General features: G+C 70.8%; 19 protein-coding genes, 5 pseudogenes and 2 riboswitches. Of the genes and pseudogenes, 18 read left to right on the top strand and 6 right to left on the bottom strand.

From position 1 onward, the window contains the following. Positions 1-138: 138 nt before the first annotated feature. The gene (locus tag OG627_RS34910) at positions 139-1077 is read left to right on the top strand and encodes a GlxA family transcriptional regulator (protein ID WP_329072083.1); all 939 of its coding nucleotides are present in this window, start codon (positions 139-141) and stop codon (positions 1075-1077) included. 18 nt (positions 1078-1095) lie between these two features. On the opposite strand, the pseudogene OG627_RS34905 reads toward OG627_RS34910, so the two are convergent. After that, positions 1096-1446 (bottom strand): annotated as a pseudogene (locus OG627_RS34905) (sulfite oxidase); the annotation flags it as partial. A gap of 406 nt (positions 1447-1852) precedes the next feature. Beyond that, positions 1853-2104: pseudogene (locus OG627_RS34900) on the bottom strand (amino acid ABC transporter permease); the annotation flags it as partial. A 474-nt stretch (positions 2105-2578) separates the two neighbouring features. After that, a riboswitch (SAM riboswitch) is annotated at positions 2579-2722 on the top strand. Between the two features lie 36 nt (positions 2723-2758). Here OG627_RS34900 and OG627_RS35630 point away from each other — a divergent pair. From OG627_RS35630 to OG627_RS34865, 8 genes are all read left to right on the top strand, one after another. Further along, positions 2759-2824 (top strand): putative leader peptide, encoded by a 66-nt coding sequence (locus OG627_RS35630; RefSeq protein ID WP_351121255.1) that lies wholly within the window; start codon positions 2759-2761, stop codon positions 2822-2824. A 111-nt stretch (positions 2825-2935) separates the two neighbouring features. Next, positions 2936-3718, top strand: coding sequence for a glutathione S-transferase C-terminal domain-containing protein (locus OG627_RS34895; protein WP_329072081.1), 783 nt, complete (start codon positions 2936-2938; stop codon positions 3716-3718). A gap of 194 nt (positions 3719-3912) precedes the next feature. After that, positions 3913-4026: riboswitch (SAM riboswitch) on the top strand. A 35-nt stretch (positions 4027-4061) separates the two neighbouring features. Beyond that, complete coding sequence (locus OG627_RS34890; protein WP_329072078.1) at positions 4062-4187, top strand: putative leader peptide; 126 nt, start codon at positions 4062-4064, stop codon at positions 4185-4187. A gap of 246 nt (positions 4188-4433) precedes the next feature. Continuing rightward, on the top strand, positions 4434-6056 hold the full coding sequence (locus OG627_RS34885; RefSeq protein ID WP_329072075.1) for an ABC transporter substrate-binding protein: 1623 nt from the start codon (positions 4434-4436) through the stop codon (positions 6054-6056). A 3-nt stretch (positions 6057-6059) separates the two neighbouring features. Continuing rightward, on the top strand, positions 6060-7019 hold the full coding sequence (locus OG627_RS34880; RefSeq protein ID WP_329072072.1) for an ABC transporter permease: 960 nt from the start codon (positions 6060-6062) through the stop codon (positions 7017-7019). Then, positions 7016-7939, top strand: coding sequence for an ABC transporter permease (locus tag OG627_RS34875; RefSeq protein WP_329072070.1), 924 nt, complete (start codon positions 7016-7018; stop codon positions 7937-7939). Before OG627_RS34880 ends, OG627_RS34875 begins: the two co-directional genes overlap by 4 nt. Next, positions 7921-9660: an ABC transporter ATP-binding protein gene (locus OG627_RS34870; RefSeq protein ID WP_329072069.1), complete on the top strand. Its 1740-nt coding sequence runs from the start codon at positions 7921-7923 to the stop codon at positions 9658-9660. The genes OG627_RS34875 and OG627_RS34870 overlap by 19 nt, the downstream gene beginning before the upstream one ends. Before the next feature lie 35 nt (positions 9661-9695). Then, on the top strand, positions 9696-10757 hold the full coding sequence (locus OG627_RS34865) for an LLM class flavin-dependent oxidoreductase (protein ID WP_329072067.1): 1062 nt from the start codon (positions 9696-9698) through the stop codon (positions 10755-10757). A gap of 253 nt (positions 10758-11010) precedes the next feature. Here OG627_RS34865 and OG627_RS34860 read toward each other — a convergent pair. Beyond that, a pseudogene (locus tag OG627_RS34860) lies at positions 11011-11280 on the bottom strand (ATP-binding cassette domain-containing protein); the annotation flags it as partial. 95 nt (positions 11281-11375) lie between these two features. Then, positions 11376-11690 carry a hypothetical protein gene (locus OG627_RS35625; RefSeq protein ID WP_443073596.1) on the bottom strand — a complete coding sequence of 105 codons (315 nt, stop codon included), beginning with the start codon at positions 11688-11690 and terminating at the stop codon, positions 11376-11378. Between the two features lie 779 nt (positions 11691-12469). Between OG627_RS35625 and OG627_RS34850 the strand changes: the two are divergent. Both OG627_RS34850 and OG627_RS34845 read left to right on the top strand, forming a co-directional pair. Then, positions 12470-13018, top strand: a pseudogene (locus OG627_RS34850) (alpha/beta fold hydrolase); the annotation flags it as partial. 752 nt (positions 13019-13770) lie between these two features. Continuing rightward, complete coding sequence (locus tag OG627_RS34845) at positions 13771-14280, top strand: inclusion body family protein (protein ID WP_329072065.1); 510 nt, start codon at positions 13771-13773, stop codon at positions 14278-14280. Positions 14281-14430: 150 nt separating this feature from the next. Here OG627_RS34845 and OG627_RS34840 read toward each other — a convergent pair whose 3' ends face one another. After that, positions 14431-15012, bottom strand: a complete 582-nt coding sequence (locus OG627_RS34840; protein ID WP_329072063.1) for a snapalysin family zinc-dependent metalloprotease — start codon at positions 15010-15012, stop codon at positions 14431-14433. A 423-nt stretch (positions 15013-15435) separates the two neighbouring features. On the opposite strand from OG627_RS34840, the gene OG627_RS34835 reads away from it, so the two are divergent. The 4 genes from OG627_RS34835 to OG627_RS34820 all read left to right on the top strand — a co-directional run bounded on the left by OG627_RS34835 (position 15436) and on the right by OG627_RS34820 (position 18340). Further along, complete coding sequence (locus tag OG627_RS34835; RefSeq protein WP_329072061.1) at positions 15436-15852, top strand: hypothetical protein; 417 nt, start codon at positions 15436-15438, stop codon at positions 15850-15852. A 1-nt stretch (position 15853) separates the two neighbouring features. Then, on the top strand, positions 15854-16279 hold the full coding sequence (locus OG627_RS34830; protein ID WP_329072059.1) for a hypothetical protein: 426 nt from the start codon (positions 15854-15856) through the stop codon (positions 16277-16279). Positions 16280-16301: 22 nt separating this feature from the next. After that, positions 16302-17321, top strand: coding sequence for a non-homologous end-joining DNA ligase (ligD, locus tag OG627_RS34825; protein ID WP_329072057.1), 1020 nt, complete (start codon positions 16302-16304; stop codon positions 17319-17321). Positions 17322-17518: 197 nt separating this feature from the next. Further along, on the top strand, positions 17519-18340 hold the full coding sequence (locus OG627_RS34820) for a tyrosinase family protein (protein ID WP_329073198.1): 822 nt from the start codon (positions 17519-17521) through the stop codon (positions 18338-18340). A 131-nt stretch (positions 18341-18471) separates the two neighbouring features. Here OG627_RS34820 and OG627_RS34815 read toward each other — a convergent pair whose 3' ends face one another. Next, complete coding sequence (locus tag OG627_RS34815; protein ID WP_329072055.1) at positions 18472-18807, bottom strand: hypothetical protein; 336 nt, start codon at positions 18805-18807, stop codon at positions 18472-18474. Between the two features lie 355 nt (positions 18808-19162). Between OG627_RS34815 and OG627_RS34810 the strand changes: the two genes are divergently transcribed. The 3 genes and pseudogenes from OG627_RS34810 to OG627_RS34800 all read left to right on the top strand — a co-directional run bounded on the left by OG627_RS34810 (position 19163) and on the right by OG627_RS34800 (position 20097). Then, positions 19163-19354 (top strand): alpha/beta fold hydrolase, encoded by a 192-nt coding sequence (locus tag OG627_RS34810; RefSeq protein WP_329072053.1) that lies wholly within the window; start codon positions 19163-19165, stop codon positions 19352-19354. Continuing rightward, positions 19342-19530 (top strand): annotated as a pseudogene (tnpA, locus tag OG627_RS34805) (IS200/IS605 family transposase); the annotation flags it as partial. The gene OG627_RS34810 and the pseudogene tnpA, both read left to right, overlap by 13 nt. After that, positions 19504-20097: a zinc-binding dehydrogenase gene (locus OG627_RS34800; protein WP_329073197.1), complete on the top strand. Its 594-nt coding sequence runs from the start codon at positions 19504-19506 to the stop codon at positions 20095-20097. The pseudogene tnpA and the gene OG627_RS34800, both read left to right, overlap by 27 nt. The last annotated feature ends 181 nt before the right edge of the window (positions 20098-20278 follow it).

The following is a 20278-nucleotide window of genomic DNA, read 5'->3' as shown; positions in this document are numbered from 1 at the left end:
CTGCCTCCCAGAGGCATTACCGACACCTTCCAACGGGAAAACGCCATGTCCGGGACTGCCCGTCCGACCAGGGAAAATCGCGGATTCCCGGCCCCGGAACCCCGTGACCGTTTCCCGGTGGACAGGTACGTTCCAGTCATGCATACCGTCGCCGTCCTGGCGCTGGACCAGGTCATTCCGTTCGACCTCTCCACCCCGATCGAGGTCTTCACCCGTACCCGTCTCCCGGACGGCCGCCCCGGCTACCAGATCCGCGTGTGCGCCGAGCAGACCGAGACCGACGCGGGCGCCTTCACCCTTCGCGCGCCCTGGGGACTGGAGGGGCTCGACGGCGCGGACACGATCATCGTGCCCGGTACCGCCAGCCCCGCCGCACCGCTCAGCACCGCGGTCCGCGACGCGCTGCGGGACGCCGCCCAGGCAGGCACGCGCATCGCCTCCATCTGCTCGGGCACTTTCCCCCTGGCCGCCACCGGGCTCCTGGACGGCCTGCGCGCCACCACCCACTGGATCGCGGCCGACCTTCTCGCCGGCCTCTTCCCGGACGTCGCGGTCGACCCGGACGTCCTCTACGTCGACAACGGCCAGATCCTCACCTCGGCCGGCGCCGCCGCCGGACTTGACCTGTGCCTGCACATGATCCGCAAGGACTACGGCTCGGCGGTCGCCGCCGACGCCGCCCGGCTGTCCGTGATGCCCCTGGAACGCGAGGGCGGGCAGGCGCAGTTCATCGTCCACGACTACGCGCCCACCCCTCGGGGCGGCACCCTCGAACCCCTCCTCGCCTGGCTCCAGGACAATCTCGGTGCCGACCTCACCCTCGCGGACATCGCCGCCCACGCCGGAACGAGTACCCGAACGCTGATACGCCGCTTCCGGGAACAGACCGGTACCACCCCTCTCCAGTGGCTCCACCGCGCCCGCGTCCGCCAGGCCCAACACCTGCTGGAATCCACCCACCACACCGTCGAACGGATCGGGGCCCAGGTCGGCTTCGGCTCACCCACCGCCTTTCGCGACCGATTCAAGAAGACGACCGGTGTCAGTCCGCACAGCTACCGCCGCGCGTTCAGCTGACGCCCCAACCTGCGCCGGGACCATGAGCCGCCAGTCGGCCGCGTCCAGGCGCGGGGTCGAGGTGTGGTTGCGCACGAAGAACCGGTCCACCGGCGTGTGGAATCCCGTACCGCGCAGCGCGGTCCAGTTGGTCTCGGCGTTGGTGCCCCGGATCGTGAACAGCTCCGGCGGCAGCGGCTTGACGATCCCGGAGCCGGGCGCGGGGGTGTCCGCCGCCGCGCGGTCGGGCCGGCCGGTCAGCCTCGTCAGCACGCCCGCAGCGGCGGCCAGCCGCAGCAGATCGCGCCGGGACACCCCCTCGGCTCTGGCCTCACCGGCCAGCCATTGGCGCAGGCGGCGTCGGTCGTACGTGGACTCGTCGGTGCGCATGGGCGGCTGCTCCCTGGAGAGTGGGGGGACAGAACGGAGCCCGCCACCGGTGCCGTACGGAGGTATGTACGGGCACGGTCGGCGGCCGGAACCGCGGGGCGGTGGGCCAAGGCCGGCGGGAGGTGGGCGATCGGGTGATCCGCCCGGTCGGCGGGGCGCGCGGGACGCGGGGCGAGCGGATCGGCTCGTCGCCGAACCGAAGCTCATCGGGTCAACGGGTCAGCAGGTCAACAACAACAGCGGTCGTACGGCACAAGGCGGCACGCGGCGGAGGATCGGCTGTCGGCGACCACGTACCGATCGTAGGTCAGGGCGGGCCGCCACGTCAGCCGTACGGGCATCGCGCGGCGGCCCGGTTCCTCCGTCGGGGCCGGGGCCGAGGCGGGCGTCAGTCCTTCCGCTCGGTGAGCGGGCCGTCGAGGATCGTCGGGCGCAGGAACCAGTACGGGAACCGGTCCCAGGGGTTGGTCACCAGTCCGTGGGCGATCCGGGCGAGCAGCACGAACGCGAGCACGACGACCGTGCTGATCCCACGACCGGGGCGCCGGAACGGAAGGGCTCGCCGCGCCCCCGGGAAGCTCGGCGCGGCGGGGCGGGAAATGGTCAAGGCGGGCGGTACCGGCCCGGAGGACGCGGCGATGCCGGGAGATTCACTCATGGGGGGCTCCAGCGGATTCGGACGCCCCGGACCGCGGCGGGCTGCGGCACCGCGCCGAGCGGAAACGGATCAGCACGAGGTGACGCACAAGTACCCGCGGGACACGGGACGGGGGCGGGGACGGAGATGGCGCGACAGAGGGCACACCGCGACAGCGGTGGTCGTCAAAGACTCGGAGAGCCGTCAGCCTCGACAGAGGGCGCGACAAGCGGCCGCGCACGGCGTGCCGTTGACGCGCAGCGGGGCGACGGAGTGGTCCGCGCGCGGCAGGACGCGGCCGGGGCGCCGCCGTGCGGCCGTCCCGTCAGCTGCGTACATCGCTGTCACCATCACTTCTCCGGCCCCCGGGGCCCTCGCTGTGCGCCGCACGTTAGGCATGTCCCGAAAAGGAAGTCAATGCGAGTGACCATCAGGTGAGACCGCACGCTCGGCTTTCTTGACGCCGTCACGCAGTGCACCGAGACTGATGTGGACGGTCACGATTGTCAGCGCCACGGCGCGGGTACGCCCGCTCATGTGGTCATCGGCCCCGGCCCGCCGACAGGCAACCCTTCCACCGCGACGGGGTGCTCCGGGTGACGACCAGGTCCCGCCGGCGCGGCGGGGCAAGCGTGGTCTCGCGTCTCGCGGGCCCCGGAGGTAAGACGGGTGGCAATGCCCAGGAACGGCTTGACGAGGCGCCTGCACATCGATCTGTTGCGTGTCTCCAGCGCTTACTGATCCGTCGGCGGTCCGTGCGATCCGGACCGTGCGGAAGAGCGCAGTCGCTCCGCATTCGGCCGCTGGTGCCCACAAGGCGGCGGTGGCCTCCTCGTTCCCCAAGGGAGAGTCATGCCCGAGACAGCTATGCGCATCTCCAGCACAGCCACGTCCGTCGGCTGTCACCAGAGTCCGTTCCCCTCGGGGCTCCGCCCCAGGACGACCACGGGGTCCCCCCGTCCGCACCGCGTCCACAGCCGGATCGGCGTCGGCCTGGCCGGCGGCTTCTACCCGGCACCGCACCGCTATGACCTCTATCTGTCGGCGAGTTGTCCCCGTTCGCTGCGCATCTCGATCACCCTCGACCTGCTCGGCCTCAAGGGCTCGGTCGCCACGACGCTCCTGACCCATCCCGCCGGGACGCCGGACGGCTTCGCCTCACTGCGCAACGCGTACGAGGCCACGGTGCACCATTACGACGGGCCGCTGACGGTGCCCGCGCTGCGCGACCGCTGGAGCGGACGCATCGTCAGTGACCACACCCCCGACATCCTCCGCGGCCTGGCGGGCCTGCTCTCCGGCCACGACGGTGCCCGCTCCTCCGACCTCAACCCGCCGGTTCTCGCCTCCGACATCGACGCCCTCCGCGACCTGCTGGACCGGGACGTCACCCCGGCCGCGCAGCCTTCGGGACGATCGGCGGCGCTTCAGCTGCTGGACCGTCACCTCGCCTGCCGCCCGTACGCGCTGGGCGAGGAGCTGACGGCCGCGGACGTGGACCTGTGGGTGGCGCTCGTCCATCTCGGCCCGGGCAACACTCTCCGTCCGTACCCCCTGCTCCGGGACTACGTACGTCGCCTCGGCGAGCACCCCGCCTTCCGGGGCAGGGCCGACGCGGCGCCCGACGCGGCCTGAGTCCCCGGGGTCAGGTGCCCGTCCCGAGCGTGGGCGACGGGCCCTGGTCCCCTTCCTCCGGCGAACCGGCGGGAGTTCCTCCGGTGGACCGGCGGGAGCGCCGTCGCGCTGACGCTGTGCGGCCCGGTCCCGCCCGCCCGGCACCCGTAACGGGGCATTGACGTTTTACGGCGCCGCTCCGTACGATCACGATCGGCATCGAGTGTCAGCGTCCAGCCCTGGCTTGCTGACCGGCAACCCTCCGGCGCGGTGGGGTGCTCCAGGTGAAAGCCCGGCAGGATCACCGACGATCTCTGCAAGCGTGTGGCCCCCGTGACGGGGGCCGGAGATGTGGAGGACCGGCATGCGGCACAGCAGCGACCTGAGTGCCTCGAACGTCTCCCTCGTGGCCGCGACGGTGTTCTCCCGGCTCTCGCGCCGCCGCCACATCGACCTGCAGCGCTTCACCAGCTGTCTGTGTCACGGCTGATCGGCGTCCCCACGGCCGACTGACGTCCGTCGTCGCCCGTAGCTCCAGCAGGCATCCCGCGGCCTCTCGCGGTGCTGTCGGTGTGCGCGGACCTGTTCCGCGGCCGCCGGCACCCGGCTCCGTCTGCCCCCGCCCGAACAGCACTCCCCCGTCGTCGGCACAGCGCCGGCCGGGGGCGGCACGCCCACGCGCAGCCGTGATCCGTACGGCATCACGTGACTGGCGACACGAGTAGGAGAATCCTCCGTGACACCACATCCGGGTCTCCGGCCCGCCCGATGGGCGGCGCTGGCCACCCTCGTGACCACCAGCGTCCTGCTGACCGCCTGCGGGTCGGGCGGCGCGGACCCCGGCACCGGCACCGACGGCCGGGCGAAGTCCGGCGGCACCCTGACCTTCGCGGTGAGTTCCGACACCGGCTGCGTGGATCCCCAGCAGGTGGGAAGCAACGACACCATCTACTCGCTGCGGCAGGTCGTGGACTCCCTCACCGACCAGGACCCGAAGACCGGCAGGATCACCCCGTGGCTGGCGAAGAGCTGGGACATCAGCTCGGACGCCACGACGTTCACCTTCCATCTGAGATCAGGTGTCACCTTCAGCGACGGGACGAAGCTGACCGCGCGGGTGGTCAAGGACAACTTCGACGCGGTGCCCAGGCTCGGCGCCCTGGCGCCCCTCGCCAAGGGCTACCTGAGCGGCGTGGAGAGCACCACCGCGATCGATCCGCTCACGGTCCGGGTGAAGTTCCAGCAGCCCAACGCGCAGTTCCTTCAGGCCACTTCCACGCACTCGCTGGGGATCGAGTCGGCGGCGAGTGTGCGCAGGACGCCGGAGCGCAAGTGCGCGGAGGGCGTGATCGGATCCGGACCCTTCGTACTGAAGGACTACGTGCAGAACCAGTCGATCACCCTGGCCAGGCGCACCGGTTACGCCTGGGGCTCCCCGCTCTGGCGCAAGAAGGGCGAGGCGTATCTCGACAAGCTGGTGTTCAAGGTGGTGCCGGAGGCCGGTGTGCGCGTCGGCAGTCTGCGGTCCGGCCAGGTCGACGCGATCGGCGGCGTCGGCAAGGCCGACGAGGCGACGCTGAAGGGCGGCCAGGTGCGCCTGGCGCGGCGGGCCAATCCCGGTTCGGTCTTCAACCTGGGGCTGAACAACTCCCGGCCGGTTCTGAAGGATGTCCGGGTGCGGCAGGCGATCCTGTACGCCATCGACCGGAAGCAGATCGCCGACACGGTGTACCCGACCGGCACCCGGCCGGCGAGCAGCATCCTGGCGCACACCACACCGGACTACAAGGACCTGGGCACGGCGCTGGCCCACGACGCCGCGAAGGCCACGTCCCTGCTGGACTCGGCGGGCTGGAGGACGGGCGGCGACGGCATCCGCTCCAAGGACGGCGCCAGACTGCGCCTGACCGTCAAGTGGTTCGCGAACTCGGCCACGAACCAGCCGGCGCTGGAGCTGATCCAGCAGCAGCTCAAGGCCGTCGGCATCGACGTGGTGCTCAAGCAGTTGCAGATCTCCCAGATCGCTCAGACGCAGCAGTCCGGGGACTTCGACGGGCTGTGGGGCAACCTCACCCGGGCCGATCCGGACATCCTGCGCACCCAGTACTCCACCGGGCTGGCCAACGCCTACCGCATACCGGCGAGTCCCCTGGACTCGCTGCTGACCCGGCAGGCGGCAACCACCGATCCGGCCGAGCGGACAGAACTTGTCGGCAAGGCACAGCAGTTGATCGTGCGGAACGCCTATGTCGTGCCGGTGGTGGAACTCCAGACCCAGCTGGGCGTGGCGAACAAGGTGCACAATCTCGACTTTGAAGCGTCCAGCCGCATCCAGCTGCACGACACCTGGATCGGCTAGCGCATGCGCCGCTATGTGATCAAACGTCTCGCGCAGGCGGTCGGTGTGCTGTGGGCGGCCTACACGGTGTCGTTCCTCGTGCTGGACTACCTGCCCGGTGATCCGGTCTCGGCGATGGCCGGCGCCGGATCGGACTCGGCCGAGATCGATCCGGCGCAGCTCGCCGCGCTGCGGCATCAGTACGGCTTCGACAAGCCGGTGCTGGTGCAGTACGCCGACTACCTCGGCAGGGCGGTACGCGGGGACTTCGGCGACGCCATCTCCACCGGCCGTCCGGTGACCTCGACACTGGCCGACGCGCTGCCGCAGACCCTCCAGTTGACCGGTGCCGCGCTGCTGCTCGCGGTGGTCCTCGGCGGCGGTCTGGCGGTGCTGGCGACGTACACCACTCAGCGGTCGCTGCGGCAGCTGCTGCTGTCGCTGCCGCCGCTGGGGGTGTCGGTGCCCACGTTCTGGGTGGGGCTGCTGCTCGTGGAGGCGTTCTCCTTCCGGTTGCGCTGGTTCCCGGCCTTCGGCAACGACGGGGCGCGGGGGCTGATCCTGCCCGCCGTGACGCTGGCGATCCCGACCGGCGCGCAGGTCGCGCAGGTGCTGGCCAAGAGCCTGCTGACCGCGCTGGACCAGGCCTATGTGGAGACCGCCCGGGCCAAGGGCGCCGGCCGGTGGCGGATCCATCTGCGGCACGCGCTGCGCAACGCGTCGCTGCCGGCGCTGACGGTGGTGGGCCTGCTGGTCGGGCAGCTGATCGCCGGTTCGGTGGTCGTCGAGACGGTGTTCGCGCGGGACGGCCTCGGCCGGGTGACGGCGGCAGCTGTGACGGCACAGGACATTCCGCTGGTCCAGGGGGTGGTGGTGTTCGGGGCGCTGATCTTCGTGCTGACGAACCTGATCGTCGATCTCGTCTATCCGCTGCTCGATCCGCGGATCGTGGTTGCCCCGGGCCGGAAGGCGGGTCTCGCATGAGCCAGGATCTCGCCCATGACACCACCGACGCCGCGCGCGGCCTCGCACGGCCGGCCGATCCGGGAACCGCGCCCGCGTCGGGGGGACGCGTCGACGTGCGACGGGTCCTGCGGTTCCTGCTGCGCCGGCCTGGCCTGCTGCTGTCGGTCCTCGTCGTCGTCCTGGTGGTGCTGGCCTCGTTCTGGCCGGAGCTGTTCACCTCGCGGGATCCGCTGAAGGGGGTGCCGGCGCGGAACTTCCGGGGCCCGAGCGGCGCGCACTGGTTCGGTACGGACGAGCTGGGGCGTGACGTGTTCTCCCGCGTGGTCCACGGGGCCCAACTGTCGCTGAAGGCGACACTGATCGCGGTGGCGGTCGCCTTCGTGGTCGGCAGCCTGCTCGGTCTGGTCGCCGGGTTCGTCGGCCGCTGGGTCGACGACGTGCTGATGCGCTTCGTCGACGTACTGCTGTCGATCCCGGCGCTGTTCCTGTCCCTGGCCCTGGTCACCGCGCTGGGATACGGGACGGTGAAGGTGGCGGTCGCGGTCGGGGTCGCCAGCGTCGCCGGGTTCGCCCGCGTGACACGGGCGGAGGTGCTACGGGTACGGCAGGCGGTCTTCGTCGAGGCGTCCCGTTCGTGCGGGGCCCGCTGGTACTCCGTGCTGGGCCGGCATGTGCTGCCCAACGCCGCCGGCCCGGTGATCGTGCTGGCCACCCTCGATTTCGGCTCCTCGATCCTGGCCGTGTCGGCGCTGAGCTTCCTCGGCTACGGAGCCCCGCCACCGGCCCCCGAGTGGGGAACGCTGATCTCCGACGGCCGCAACTACCTGGCCAACGCCTGGTGGCTCACCGCGCTGCCCGGGCTGGCGATCGCCGCGACGGTACTGGCCACCAACCGCGTCGCGCGGGCGCTGGACGGCGAATGGTCCAGGCAGCGATGACCGGTCATGTGACGAACGACCTCGGAACGGGTGAGAACGTGAGGACCACACCGGACACCGCCCCGGACATCGACGCGGACACCGCCCCGGACCCCGGGCAGGGAGACGCGCTGGAGATACGCGGCCTGTCGGTCTCGTACCGCACCCGGGGCGGCCGGGTGCGGGCCGTGCGGGGAGTCGACCTCGATGTGCGGCCGGGCGAAGTGACCGCGGTGGTGGGCGAGTCCGGATCCGGCAAGAGCACCACGGCCCATGCGATCACCCGGCTCCTGGCGCCGAACGGCAGCATCGACTCCGGCACGATCCGCTTCGGCCGGCACGACCTGACCCGGCTGACGGAGGCGGAGCTGCGCACCGTGCGCGGGGCGCGGATCGGCCTGGTGCCCCAGGACCCGTCGGTGTCGCTCAACCCGGTCAAGCGCATCGGCGAGCAGGTCGCCGAGGTCCTGCGCATCCACGGGCTGGCGACCCGCCGCTCCGCGCCCCTGGACGCGATCGCCGTCCTGGACCGGGCGGGCCTGCCCGACGCGGCCGTCCGCGCGCGGCAGTACCCGCACGAACTGTCCGGCGGAATGCGGCAACGGGCCCTGATCGCCATCGCCATCGCGGCGAAACCGAAGCTGATCATCGCCGACGAGCCGACCAGCGCGCTCGACGTCACCGTGCAACGGGTCATCCTCGACCATCTACAGAGCCTCACGCGGGAGTTGGGCACCGGGATTCTGCTGGTGACCCACGATCTCGGAGTGGCCGCCGACCGGGCGCAGCGCCTCGTCGTCATGTCGCGGGGGCGGGTCGTCGAGGCCGGTGCGACCCGCGACGTCCTCGCCGACCCCCAGCACGAGTACACCAGAAAGCTGCTGGCCAGTGCGCCGAGCCTGGCCACCGCCCGGTCCCGTACCCCGGTCTCCGCGCCGACGGACACCGGGACGGTGCCGCTGGTCGAGGTCCGGGGCGCGGTCAAGGAGTTCCGGCTGCCCCGCGCGGGCGGCGGGTCCCGGTCGGTGCGCGCGGTCGACGACGTCAGCTTCACCCTCCACCGCGGTCAGACCCTGGCTCTGGTCGGGGAGTCCGGCTCGGGGAAGTCCACCACCGCCCGCCTGGTGCTCCGCCTGACCGACCCGACCGCCGGACGCCTCCTGTTCGACGGCGCCGATGTCACGACCGCCCGGGGCGCCCGGGCCAGGCAGCTGCGCCGACGGGCCCAGCTCGTCTACCAGAACCCGTACGCCTCGCTCGATCCGAGGTTCTCCATCGGCGAGGTGATCACCGAACCGCTGCGTGTGTTCAGGGTCGGCGACCGGGCCTCCCGGCTGTCGCGGGCCCGCGACCTGCTGGACCGGGTGGCGCTTCCCGTCTCGCTGCTGGACCGCCGGCCGGCCGAGCTGTCGGGCGGGCAGCGCCAGCGCGTGGCGATCGCGCGGGCCCTCGCGCTCTCTCCCGACCTGGTGGTGTGCGACGAACCGGTGTCCGCGCTCGACGTCTCCGTCCAGGCCCAGGTCCTCCAACTGCTCGGCGAGCTACAGGCCGACACCGGGGTGGCGTACCTCTTCATCTCGCACGACCTGGCCGTCGTACGCCAGATCGCGCACCGGGTGGCCGTCATGCGGGCCGGCCGCATCGTCGAGACGGGCGCCCCCGAGGACCTCTTCACCCGCCCCCGCCACGACTACACCCGCGAACTGCTCGCGGCGATCCCCGGCAGGACGGCGAAGGCATGACGACGGCAGGAGAACGACATGAGGACGAACGCGACATGAGCGCCCCCGGGATCACCTCGCTGGCCTTTCTCACCCCGGGCAACTTCGCCGACGCCGACCCGTACACCGGCTTGGAGGAGACCCTGCGGCTGTTCGAGTACGGCGAACGGCTCGGCTTCGACGGCGCCTGGATCCGGCAGCGCCATCTCGAACACGGTGTCGGCTCGGCCGCGGTGTTCCTCGCCGCGGCCGGTCAGCGGACCGAGCGGATCGAGCTGGGCACCGCGGTCATCCCGATCGGCTACGAGAGCCCGTTCCGGCTGGCCGAGGACCTGTCGCTGGCCGACGTCCTGTCCCGCGGCAGGCTCCAGGTCGGCTTCAGCACGGGCCTGCCGCACGCCGAACTGCTCGGCGATCTCGTGTACGACGGTGACTGGCGCTCCTTCGACCTGTCCTACGGCAGGGTCGCCCGGGTCGTCGACAACCTGCGCGGCGCGTACCTCGGCGGCCCCGGCACGGTGATCCAGTCGCCGGGCAACACCCAGCGACCGCGTCTGCAACCGCACAGCCCCGGACTGGTGGACCGGATCTGGTACGGCGGAGGAAGCCTGCGCTCGACCCGCTGGGCCGCCGCGAACGGCCTCAATCTGCTGTCCGGCAATATCGTCACCGGCGAGGACACCGACGACTTCACCACGGCCCAGCTGAACCTGCTCACCGAGTACCGCCGCACCCTCCCCGGCGGCCGAGCGACGCGAGTCGCGCTGGGGCGCGTGATCGTGCCGTTCGACAGCGCCGACGCGGCCACCCGCGCCCGCTACCGGGAGTACGCGGCGGGTCGGCACGCACGCACCCTGGCGCCGAAGGGGCCGAAACGGACCCTGTTCGCCCCGGACGTGGTGGGGACCGCCGAACAGATCCTGGAGCGGCTGGCCGCGGATCCCGTCGTCGCCGCGTCCGCGGAACTGCGCCTGGAGCTTCCGTACGAGTTCCACCGTGAGGAGTACGAGCAGATCCTTCACGACGTACGGCATCTGATCGCGCCCGAGCTGGGCTGGCGGCCGCACGACGCGGCCGCACCACAGCTGCCCGCCCCGGTGCGCGAGGCGGGCCGATGAGCACGCGTCCGGCGAAGGCCGTACGGCTGTAGATCCATGCCCATGAGCCGTTCGAGGACGGCCATCGCCTCGCCGGGACCGGGGCGTACGAGGTGATCACCGCCGCGGCTCGCTGGGCCTGTCCGAGGCGCCCGCCCACCAGCCGGTCACGAAGCGGTCCTTCCGTGCTCTTGTGAAACCGGCCGCGTACGGACGGGTCCAGGCCGACGGCGCGCGGCAGTTCGTCCACCCGGTCGTCGTGGTCGCCGGGCAGCCGCAGGCACTCCAGCGGCTCGGCGACGATGTCGCGGACGGTGGCGCGCGGGCCGAGGGAGCCCATCGGGTCCTGGAGCACGATCCGGACCTCGCGCCGGAACCAGGCCGGCCCGCGCGGCGCACCCGGTCGTACGTCACGGTTCCGGTAGCGCACCGTGCCGGAACCGGGTCGGTCCAGGGCGAGCAGGAGCCGGGCGAGCGTCGACTTCCCGGAGCCGGACTCCCCCACGACGCCGAGGCTGCGGCCCTCCCTCAGCTCCAGCGACATATCCCGTACGGCGTGGCGGTGGACGGCCGGGGCGAGCAGCGAGGTGCGCGGTAGCCGGAAGCTGCTGCTGAGGCCGGTCGCTCTGAGCAGCGATGTCATCGGACGGCCTCCGGAGTGTCCCAGCCCGTCGCCCGGGCGGCTGTCACGAGCCGTTGTGTGTAGGAGTGTTGTGGAGTGTGTACGACGGCGGCGGTGGTGCCCTGCTCCGCGAGCCGTCCGTCCTTGAGCACGGCGGCCCGGGGGCACAGCTGGGTGACGACGGCGAGGTCGTGGCTGATGAACAGCAGCGAGGTGCCGTGCCGCTGCACGAGGTCGTCCAGCAGCCGGAGCAGGTCGGCCTGAACGGTGACGTCGAGGGCGGTGGTGGGTTCGTCGGCGATGAGCAGCGCCGGGCGGGTGGCGAGGGCCATGGCCAGGCCGACGCGCTGCCGGTGGCCTCGGCGCCGTCCGGGAGCAGTCCCATGACGGCGAGGGCGGTGAGCGACCTCCCCGGGCCGGACTCGCCGATCAGCGCGAGCCGTTCACCGGGGGCCATCTCCAGGGCGATGTCCTCGACCACGGCGGTGCCCCCGATCCGCACGCTCAGGTCGGCGATCGCCAGCTGACTCATGCCGTCGCCTCCCGTGGCTCGCGGACCCGCAGACGCGCGTCGGTGGCCTCGCGCAGACCGTCGCCGAGGAGGTTGGAGTTCCTTCGCGGCAGCGGCGGACCGGCCGCGGCGACACGAAGGTCCTACGGGGGCGGCTGGTGGCCGTGGAGAGGTGCGCCGGGAGCGAGTCGGGAGAGGAGGGAGGCCGATGTCGCGGACCGCTGGACGGCGATCAGCAACAGACCTGGTCGAACCGGTCGGCGCGGCGGCTCACCCAGAACAGGTCGAGCAGCACCGTGTGTGCCGGTCCAGTGGTCTTCACGGCCGGATCAAAGCACACCCGCGATCGGTGCGTCCACCATTCGTCCCGACCGGTGGGACAGCCCGGCGCGCCGGCGTGCGATGCCCCGTGTCGCCGTGGTGGGTGTCCGGTCTCCGGCACAGGCCCCGCGATCTCCGGCACAGGCTTTACTCCACGGTCTACCCATCGTTTCCCCTGGTCACGTAGGTTTCAGGGCATCCATTGATCTTTGTGTACGGGCCCGTTTCGGCATGACCGACCGGGTCCGTGAGAGGGGTGTGTCATGACCGCGATCGACCTTGTGGGGACGGCGGCCGGTCCCGCCGGCCTCCGGGGCCTGGCGGGAGGGAGATCCGCCCGGGCGCCGCCGGTGGTATGTCAGGGGGAAGCCGCTTCCCCTGGAGGCGGGCGGTGAACTGCCCTCTGTGCGGCTGGCGTTCGAGACCTGGGGACGGCCGGCGCCCGGACGGCTCCAACGCCGTGCTGGTGCTGCCCGCGCTCACCGGTGACAGCCATGCCGCCGGCCCGGCCGAACCCGGCCACCCCGCCCCGGCTGGTGGGACGCGCTCATCGGAGCCGGGCGGGCCCTGGACACGGACCGCTGGTTCGTCGTCGCACCGAACGTGCTCGGCGGCTGCCAGGGCAGCACCGGACCGTCCTCGCCCCGCCCCGACGGGCGGGGCTGGGGCGCGGACTTCCCGTTCCTGACCCAGCGCGACCAGGTCGCCGTGGAGGCCGGTCCGGCCGATGAACTGGGCGTCGAGCGCTGGGCACTGGTGTCGGCGGGCTCCATGGGCGGAATGCGCGCCCTGGAGTGGGCCGTGACGTATCCGGAGCGCACGGACGCGGGGACGCGCCGTCGGCGAAGGTCACTTCGTCACGTTCCGGGGACGAGGACGACCTTGCCGAGGACGGTGCGGGACTCGGCGAACGCGACCCCGGTCGCCTCGATCCGCAGGACAACCTGGCCCGGGGCGGGCGCCGGAAGATCACGGGGTTCTGACCTCCAGTCCGTCCGGCTCGACCGTGCCGGGCAGGACGATCTCGGTGGCGCGGATGGTGGCGGTACCGGCGGGCATGGCATACCCCTCAAGGCTTCGCCCGTTCACTTACGGTCGTAACCGTACACACGTAAGCCGGGGGCTCACAAGAGGGGTACGGCGACAGACTTCGGGGCGAGGACGGCCGGATGTGCCGTGTCTCCGGCGGGACCCTCCACCATCGAGGCCCCAGGAATTCCGCGTTCCGCGAGCGAATCATCGCCCCGCATTCATTCCCCTTCCTCTTCCGCCTCTGAGGAAACTTCGGCCCTCACGAGAAAAAGCCGAGCAAGAGGAAATTTCGTCAACCAGCGCGATCGGTGTTTTTAGGACTTTACTCAGCGGTTGAACCGGGAAATCGTTTCTTCGTATCTACGATCGTCAGCTATGACCGACACTCCACGGGCCGGCTCCGCCACCCGTGCGCGCCGGCCGGCACGACCACCCCCGAGCGATGGCGCACAAGGTGCCGAGGCCCGCGACCGCCTGAAAGGGGCGTGCGCAGGCGGCACTTCAGGAAATCCCTGTCAGGGAGATCCCGTATTCCGAGGAGGCAGGACATGGCTGATCTCAACGTACTGATCGCGTTCGACGCGGCCACGATCGTCGAGCGGAATCCCCACGCGTCGAGGAACCCCGACGCGCCGACGCAGGTCGACCACAGCCTGATCTACATGACGACGCGCCACGATCACATCATCGGCGCGTCGGGCGCCGAGCTGAACCTCCGGGCCGAACCCGGGGACAGCATCAGGTGGCGGGAGACGACACTGTCGCTCAGCAGCGACTACAAGGCGTTGCTGTACAAGTACGTGAGCGGCGACAGCGACCACCAGCTCATCAGGACGCCCGAGATCGAAGTGATCGACGGCATCTTTCCGATGCCGAAGGAGGGGGCCGAGGGCAGGCCGGAATTCGTGACGCAGAATTACGAGGATCATTACTGGCGGACGACCGTCAAAAAGGCCGGCATGGTCGTGTACCACTTCTATTTCCAGATCCTGGACCGCCATCGGCAATTGCAGGGGTACTTCCAGTGGGACCCCTTCATCACCATCGAGAACCCCTGACGGTCCTCATCGGCCGACGGCGGCTCACCGCCGGTCCGGCCTGACCGGGAAGCGGGTTACCTGCCGGACGCGTTCCGGCGGGTGACCGGGCCGCCGCCGGACAGCGGCGGCCCGGCGCGGCGCCGCCGGTGACACCGGCGGCGGCGCCCGTCAGTCCACGATCACGGCGCCGATCGGCACCGCTCCGGCCGTCCGCGCTCCGGCCGCCCGCGTGAGCGCGCCACCGAAGTACCTCTCGACCTCGGCCTTCTCGGCCGCGTTCGGGTAGGCGTTCGTGCACGTGGTTCCCGCGCTGGCGCCGGACATCAGGCTCGAACAGGGCCCTGGCTTGCGGTCGGGCAGGCCCAGGATATGGCCCAGCTCGTGGGCCGAGATGCGGATCGTGTTGTGCCCCTCGTCCACCGCCTGCCGGCCGATGTACACGGTTCCGTTGCCCAGCGATGTGGTGAGGGCACGGGGCCAGCCGTTGTCCGCCAGGACCCGTATGTTGGCGCGCTGCCCGGTCGTGACCGGCCGCAGTTCGACCGCGCCGACACTCTCGTTCCATATCGCCGCGCCCCGGTCGACCGCGGACCTGAACTCCGCGGAGCCGCTGGCGTCGTAGGTGACGACACGGGCGGCCACGGCGCTGTCCGCATTCACGGAGGGAGCGGCCGCGGCCTGGCCACTCAGCAGGGAAAAGGTCACGGCCAGCGCGGCAGCGAGCCCGGTGGTCAACTTGCGGACGTTCATGGTCGACCTCCTTATCGGAGAGATGTCGTGCACATGACATGCCTGTCCCCGTGCTCACTGCCCAGCGAGGGACGGCACCAATCCATCAATCCGGGCCACCGCGCCCCCTTCCGGCCCGGACGCCCCACGCCCTGCGCCCACTCGTACGAGGAGACCGGGATAGGCCGATGAGCGGGCGGCCGAACGGCGGGTGCACAGCCACCAACCCCTCCTTGACCAGGTGTTTCCGTACGGCAGGAGCGGCGGCTTCGGAGTGTCTCGTGGCCGTCGGAGCAGCGGGCCGCCGAAGAGACACCGGGGGCGCCGGGTGTTCTTCTTCGAAGGAGAGCCGCTCCGGTTCCCGCACCTGCGGGTCCCGGCGGTCCGGACCCGTGTGCCGGAACCTCCGGGCCCGCCCCTTCTCTTCGAACAGGATCCCCCTCCATGAACCTGCACCGTCTCACCGTCGCCTCCCTCGCCACCGGCGCGCTCATCGCCTGCGGCGCCCCCGTGGCCCAGGCCGCCCCCGCCTTCACCCCGCCGCGTGCGGTGACGGCGGACCGTGCCGTACCCGACCCCGTTGCCTGCGCGGCCTCCACCACCGCCGCCGCGGCCGCCGTCGCCAACGCGGCGGCAGCCGCGGACGCGGCCCAAACCGACGCGGCGACCTCGGCGGCAGCGGCCAAGGCGGTCGCCGCGGCCATCGCCGCCGGCGACCCTCCCGCCGCCCTGGCCGAAGCGGCCGCCACCGCCACGGCCGCCACGGCGGCGGCGGTCACTTCCGCCAACGCCACCGTCGCGGCCACGACCACGGCAGCGGCCGCCACCGCCGCGGCCGTCACCGCGTGCGCGACAGCCTGACATGCGGCACACCCGCACCGTCCCGGTCCTGGCCGGAAGTCTCGCCCTGACGGCGGCCGTAGCCGCACTGGCACCCACCACGGCGCAGGCCGCGGTCGCGTGCACGGAGACGGCGCTCGTCGCCGCCATCGACGCCGCCAACACCGCCGGTGGCGGAAACGTCGTCCTCGCGAGCAACTGCACGTACACCATCACCACACCGCACAGCAGTGACGGCGACGGCGACGGCCCGAACGCCCTGCCGGTCATCACCGCCGCCGTCACCCTGACCGGCGACACCGACACGATCACCCGCTCAACAGCCCCCGGCACAGCTGCCTTTCGCATCGCCAAGGTCGCCGCCACCGGCAGTCTCACGCTCAAGGGCAACACGACCCTCAACAACGGCACAGGCAGCGTCCCCTCGGTTCCGGGCTGCGTCGGCTGACCCTCGTACGGGAGGACACGGAATGAGTGATCTCCTCCGGTCCCTGCCGGAGGCCCAGCAGCGGCTGCTGACCTCGGCGCCGCACGCGGTCGAGTCGGCGGCCGACCCCATGCTCGCCGTCCTCAGCGACCGGCGCGACTTCGGCTCCGGCTGGCTCTTCGAGCGCAAGCTCGACGGGATGCGGGCACTGGCCACTCTGGACGGGGACCGCGTCCGCCTGTTCTCCCGTACCGGCCGTACCGTCCACGGGAGCTTCCCGGAGATCGCCGAGGCGCTCGCCGGGCAGCCGAGCGGCGGATTCACCGTGGACGGCGAGATCGTCGCCTTCACCGGCGGCCGAACCGACTTCGCCCGCCTCCAACGGCGCATGCAGCTCACCGACCCGCACCGTGCCCGGGCCAGCGGGGTCGCCGTCACCTACTACGTCTTCGATCTGCTCCGGCTGGACGGGGTCGACCTGACCCGGCTTCCGCTGCGCACCCGTAAGTCCCTGCTGCGACGCGCACTCGACTTCCGTCCGCCCGTGCGCTTCACGCCCCACCGCAACGAGGGCGGGCAGCGGCGGCTCGACGAGGCATGCGCCCACGGCTGGGAGGGACTCATCGCCAAACGGGCCGACAGTCGCTACCTGCGCCGCCGTTCCCCGGACTGGCTCAAACTCACCTGCGCGAGCGGTCAGGAACTGGTGATCGGCGGCTTCACGGAACCCGCCGGAGCACGCACCGGGTTCGGCGCGCTGCTCGTCGGCCACTACGACAACGGCCGCCTCGTCTACGCGGGCAAGGTCGGCACCGGATTCGACCGCACGACCCTGCCCCTGCTCCGCGCCGGGATGGACACGATCGAGGTCTCCGCCTCGCCCTTCAGCACACCGGTAGAGGTACCGGGCGCCCACTGGGTCGAGCCCGTCCTCGTCGCGGAGATCGGCTTCACCGAATGGACGCGCGACGGAATGCTGCGCCATCCGCGCTTTCTGGGGCTCCGGCAGGACAAGGCCGCGGCGGATGTCGTACGGGAGCGGGCGCACCGGTCCCGACCATGAAGGGGACCGGGCTGCCCGCGCCCGCCGCGCGGCCACGCGGGGTGGGGAGCGTACGGGAACACCTGCCGTGCCGCTCGTTCGACATGCGTGCGCCCCGAGGAGGAGCGATCCTGCTGGAAGTGGAACTGGACCACCTTCCGCCGGACCGGGCCAGATCAGGCCAGACCACGAGGAGTCGGGATCCCGCTGTGACTCAGATGACCGAGCGACAACTCGCCGCCCTCGTCCATCCCGAACTGCTCGCGCACCCCACCTCGCCGCATCACGGTACGGGGGCGATGACGTTCGCCGATCTGGCGGCCATGCGCCGGACGACGCCCCCGCGGAAGGTCCGCAAGAACGAGAAGGACCTCACCGAGACCGAGCGGTCCCGGCTGATCGGCGCGTTCGACGTGATCAACCAGTCCGGCCTGTTCGGGGAGTTCGTCGCGATCCACGCCGACATGGGTCACGATCAGCACCGCATGACACCGGCGCCCATGGATCTCGGCGCGCAGCGGTTCCTGCCGTGGCACCGGGTCTTCGTGGATCAGGTGGAGACGGCCCTGCGCCGTATCCACTCCGAGGTGACCATCCCGTACTGGGACTGGACGACCGATCCGCGGATTCCGGACTGGATGACCGGCGTCCTGCCCACGGTCGTCGCGCCCGGCCCGATGGGCGGCATGATCCAGGTCACCCGGTCGCCCGGCGACCAGCAGGCGCTGCGGCAGATCACCGCCCGGATCGACGGGGTGATGCGGGCCGGCGACTTCAACACCTTTGTCGACGGGCTGGAATCCGTGCACGACGACGTGCACGTGTGGGTGGGCGCCACCATGTCGCATCTGAGCACCGCGGCGGCCGACCCGCTGTTCTACATGCACCACGCCAACGTCGACCGGCTCTGGTGGACCTGGCATCCCGCCCACCGGAACGAGAACCCGGCGCTGGACGGCGACAATACGGTGATGGATCCCTGGAGAGTCACCGAACCGACCACCCGGGACATCGCCGGCTTCCATTACTCCTACCGCTGACCGGGGCTGCTGGGCATATACACGCTGCGCCGAATCAACGAGCTCGGGGAAAACGATCCGGCGCGGGCGCGGGCAGGGGTCACCGCCGCTAACGGCGGTGACCGAGGCGCCTCAGCAGTCCTGTACGGCCGTCAGCGCGCGCAAAGGGGTACGTTTCTCGCGCTGACGAGCTCGGACGAGACGTACTTGTTCTGTACGGGAATCCGGTACCACCGGCGGTTCTCGTCCCTGTTCAGCACATAGCACTCAAGGAGAACCGTCTCCCCTTCGTAGATGGCGCCCCATTCGTTGTCATCGCGGATCGCCGCGTCGTAGCGGATGGGCGCGACCTTCGACCCGACCGTGCCCGGGTAGTACGTCGCGGCCGGGGCCGCCTGCGGTGCCGCCGGGTTGGCAGCCACCGCGACTCCGGTGCCGGCTACCGCGAGGACGGCAAGAACGGTGATGGCCCTGACGTGACTGCGCATTTTGTGCATCATTCACTCATTTCCTTGGGTGGGGAAATTCCCCTCTCCTTTATGGCACCCGAGGAGCGTCGCCAGCTAGAGCGTCCGGCAGTTATCACCCGTACGGGACGGTGAATTCACGAGACCGACCGCGCGCGTATCGAAATACGCCGGTACACGCCGGGAGTGAATATGTAATTAACTTCGACGAAATGTGCTGGAATTCTTCTTATGTGGAGTGCGGATGAATTTGACACCCGTAGTGATTCTGTCATTTTCGAGAGCTGTCGGAACGGATCCGGGCGCGCCTTTCAGTCGTCCCGGTGCTGCGCGGACAGAGTGTCCGACAGGGCCGTGACGGTCTGCGCTGCACTACGTGACCGGCGGAACCGGCCCGGTGGTGGTCCTCCTCCACGGCTGGCCGTTCAGCTGGGTCGAGTGGCGCGCGCTGCTGCCGTTGCCCGCCGCACGGGGCTTCACCGTGATCGCGCCGGACCTGCGCGGTTCCGGCGGCTTCGCCGGGGTCGTCACGTTGTCCACAACCTCCACGCCCACTTGGTTTTTGTAACGAAGTACCGGCGTGAGGTCTTCAACGACGAGATGCTGACCAGGTGCGAGGACATCATGCGGAACGTCTGCGAGGACTTCGGAGCGGACCTGATCGAGTTCAACGGCGAGGGCGACCATGTGCATCTGCTGGTGCACTACCCGCCGAAGATCGCCCTCTCCGGCCTCGTCAACAGCCCGGGGATCTACCGGGGCGGGGGCGGGAGAAAGGGGAGTGGGCGGGGGCAGGAGAAAGGCGAGTGGGCGGGGACGGGAGAAAAGGGGAGTGGGCGGGAGCCGCGACGGACACAGCTCCCGGGAAAGAGCGAGGGCGGCGGCCGACGGCCCGTCAGAGCGGGTGCCGGGCCAGGGCCGCGAGCCGTACGTCACGGTTGCGGCCCAGATGCGCCGCGATCTCGCGGCTCGCCGCCTCCGGGTCGTGCCACCGATCTCGTCGTCGAGATCGGCGGCGCCGGAACGATCTCCCAGTCGATCGCCGCCGTCGCCCACGGCGGCCGGATCTCCCTCGTCGGCAATCTCGCGTCGGGCGGCGGCATGGACCTGACGCGGTTCTTCCAACGCGGCGCGACGCTCAGGACGATCACCGTCGGCAGCCGGAGCGACTTCGAGCAGATGAACCGGGCCATCAGCCAGATCCGGCTACGGCCCGTCATCGACCGCGTCTTCCCGTTCAAGGAGACACCGGACGCGTTCTCCTACTTGGAGAAGGGGGCACGCTTCGGCAAGGTCGTCATCAGCCACTGATCCACCCGTTGGCCACTGATCCACCCGTTCGGTGAGCCTGTCGGACATCAGCGCGGCCGCCCACCAGTTGACGCGGCTGGCGAAGGGCTTCGATCCTCTCCAACTCCCCTTCTCACAGGTTCAGTTCGGGATTTTCACCGGCGCACTCCCTGGTGGCCGGTTATGGATGAACGGTCAAGCG

The organism is Streptomyces sp. NBC_01429 (assembly GCF_036231945.1).
Taxonomy (GTDB): Bacteria; Actinomycetota; Actinomycetes; order Streptomycetales; family Streptomycetaceae; genus Streptomyces.
This window is presented reverse-complemented; position numbering and strand designations above follow the sequence as displayed.

Bases quoted from the DNA above. Each gene is read 5' to 3' on its own strand.
- OG627_RS34910 (WP_329072083.1), top strand. From the start codon at position 139: ATGCATACCGTCGCCGTCCTGGCGCTGGACCAGGTCATTCCGTTCGAC.
- OG627_RS34895 (WP_329072081.1), top strand. From the start codon at position 2,936: ATGCCCGAGACAGCTATGCGCATCTCCAGCACAGCCACGTCCGTCGGC.
- OG627_RS34890 (WP_329072078.1), top strand. From the start codon at position 4,062: ATGCGGCACAGCAGCGACCTGAGTGCCTCGAACGTCTCCCTCGTGGCC.
- OG627_RS34880 (WP_329072072.1), top strand. From the start codon at position 6,060: ATGCGCCGCTATGTGATCAAACGTCTCGCGCAGGCGGTCGGTGTGCTG.
- OG627_RS34875 (WP_329072070.1), top strand. From the start codon at position 7,016: ATGAGCCAGGATCTCGCCCATGACACCACCGACGCCGCGCGCGGCCTC.
- OG627_RS34870 (WP_329072069.1), top strand. From the start codon at position 7,921: ATGGTCCAGGCAGCGATGACCGGTCATGTGACGAACGACCTCGGAACG.
- OG627_RS34865 (WP_329072067.1), top strand. From the start codon at position 9,696: ATGAGCGCCCCCGGGATCACCTCGCTGGCCTTTCTCACCCCGGGCAAC.
- OG627_RS35625 (WP_443073596.1), bottom strand. From the start codon at position 11,690: ATGGCCCTCGCCACCCGCCCGGCGCTGCTCATCGCCGACGAACCCACC.
- OG627_RS34845 (WP_329072065.1), top strand. From the start codon at position 13,771: ATGGCTGATCTCAACGTACTGATCGCGTTCGACGCGGCCACGATCGTC.
- OG627_RS34840 (WP_329072063.1), bottom strand. From the start codon at position 15,012: ATGAACGTCCGCAAGTTGACCACCGGGCTCGCTGCCGCGCTGGCCGTG.
- OG627_RS34835 (WP_329072061.1), top strand. From the start codon at position 15,436: ATGAACCTGCACCGTCTCACCGTCGCCTCCCTCGCCACCGGCGCGCTC.
- OG627_RS34830 (WP_329072059.1), top strand. From the start codon at position 15,854: ATGCGGCACACCCGCACCGTCCCGGTCCTGGCCGGAAGTCTCGCCCTG.
- ligD (WP_329072057.1), top strand. From the start codon at position 16,302: ATGAGTGATCTCCTCCGGTCCCTGCCGGAGGCCCAGCAGCGGCTGCTG.
- OG627_RS34820 (WP_329073198.1), top strand. From the start codon at position 17,519: ATGACCGAGCGACAACTCGCCGCCCTCGTCCATCCCGAACTGCTCGCG.
- OG627_RS34815 (WP_329072055.1), bottom strand. From the start codon at position 18,807: ATGCGCAGTCACGTCAGGGCCATCACCGTTCTTGCCGTCCTCGCGGTA.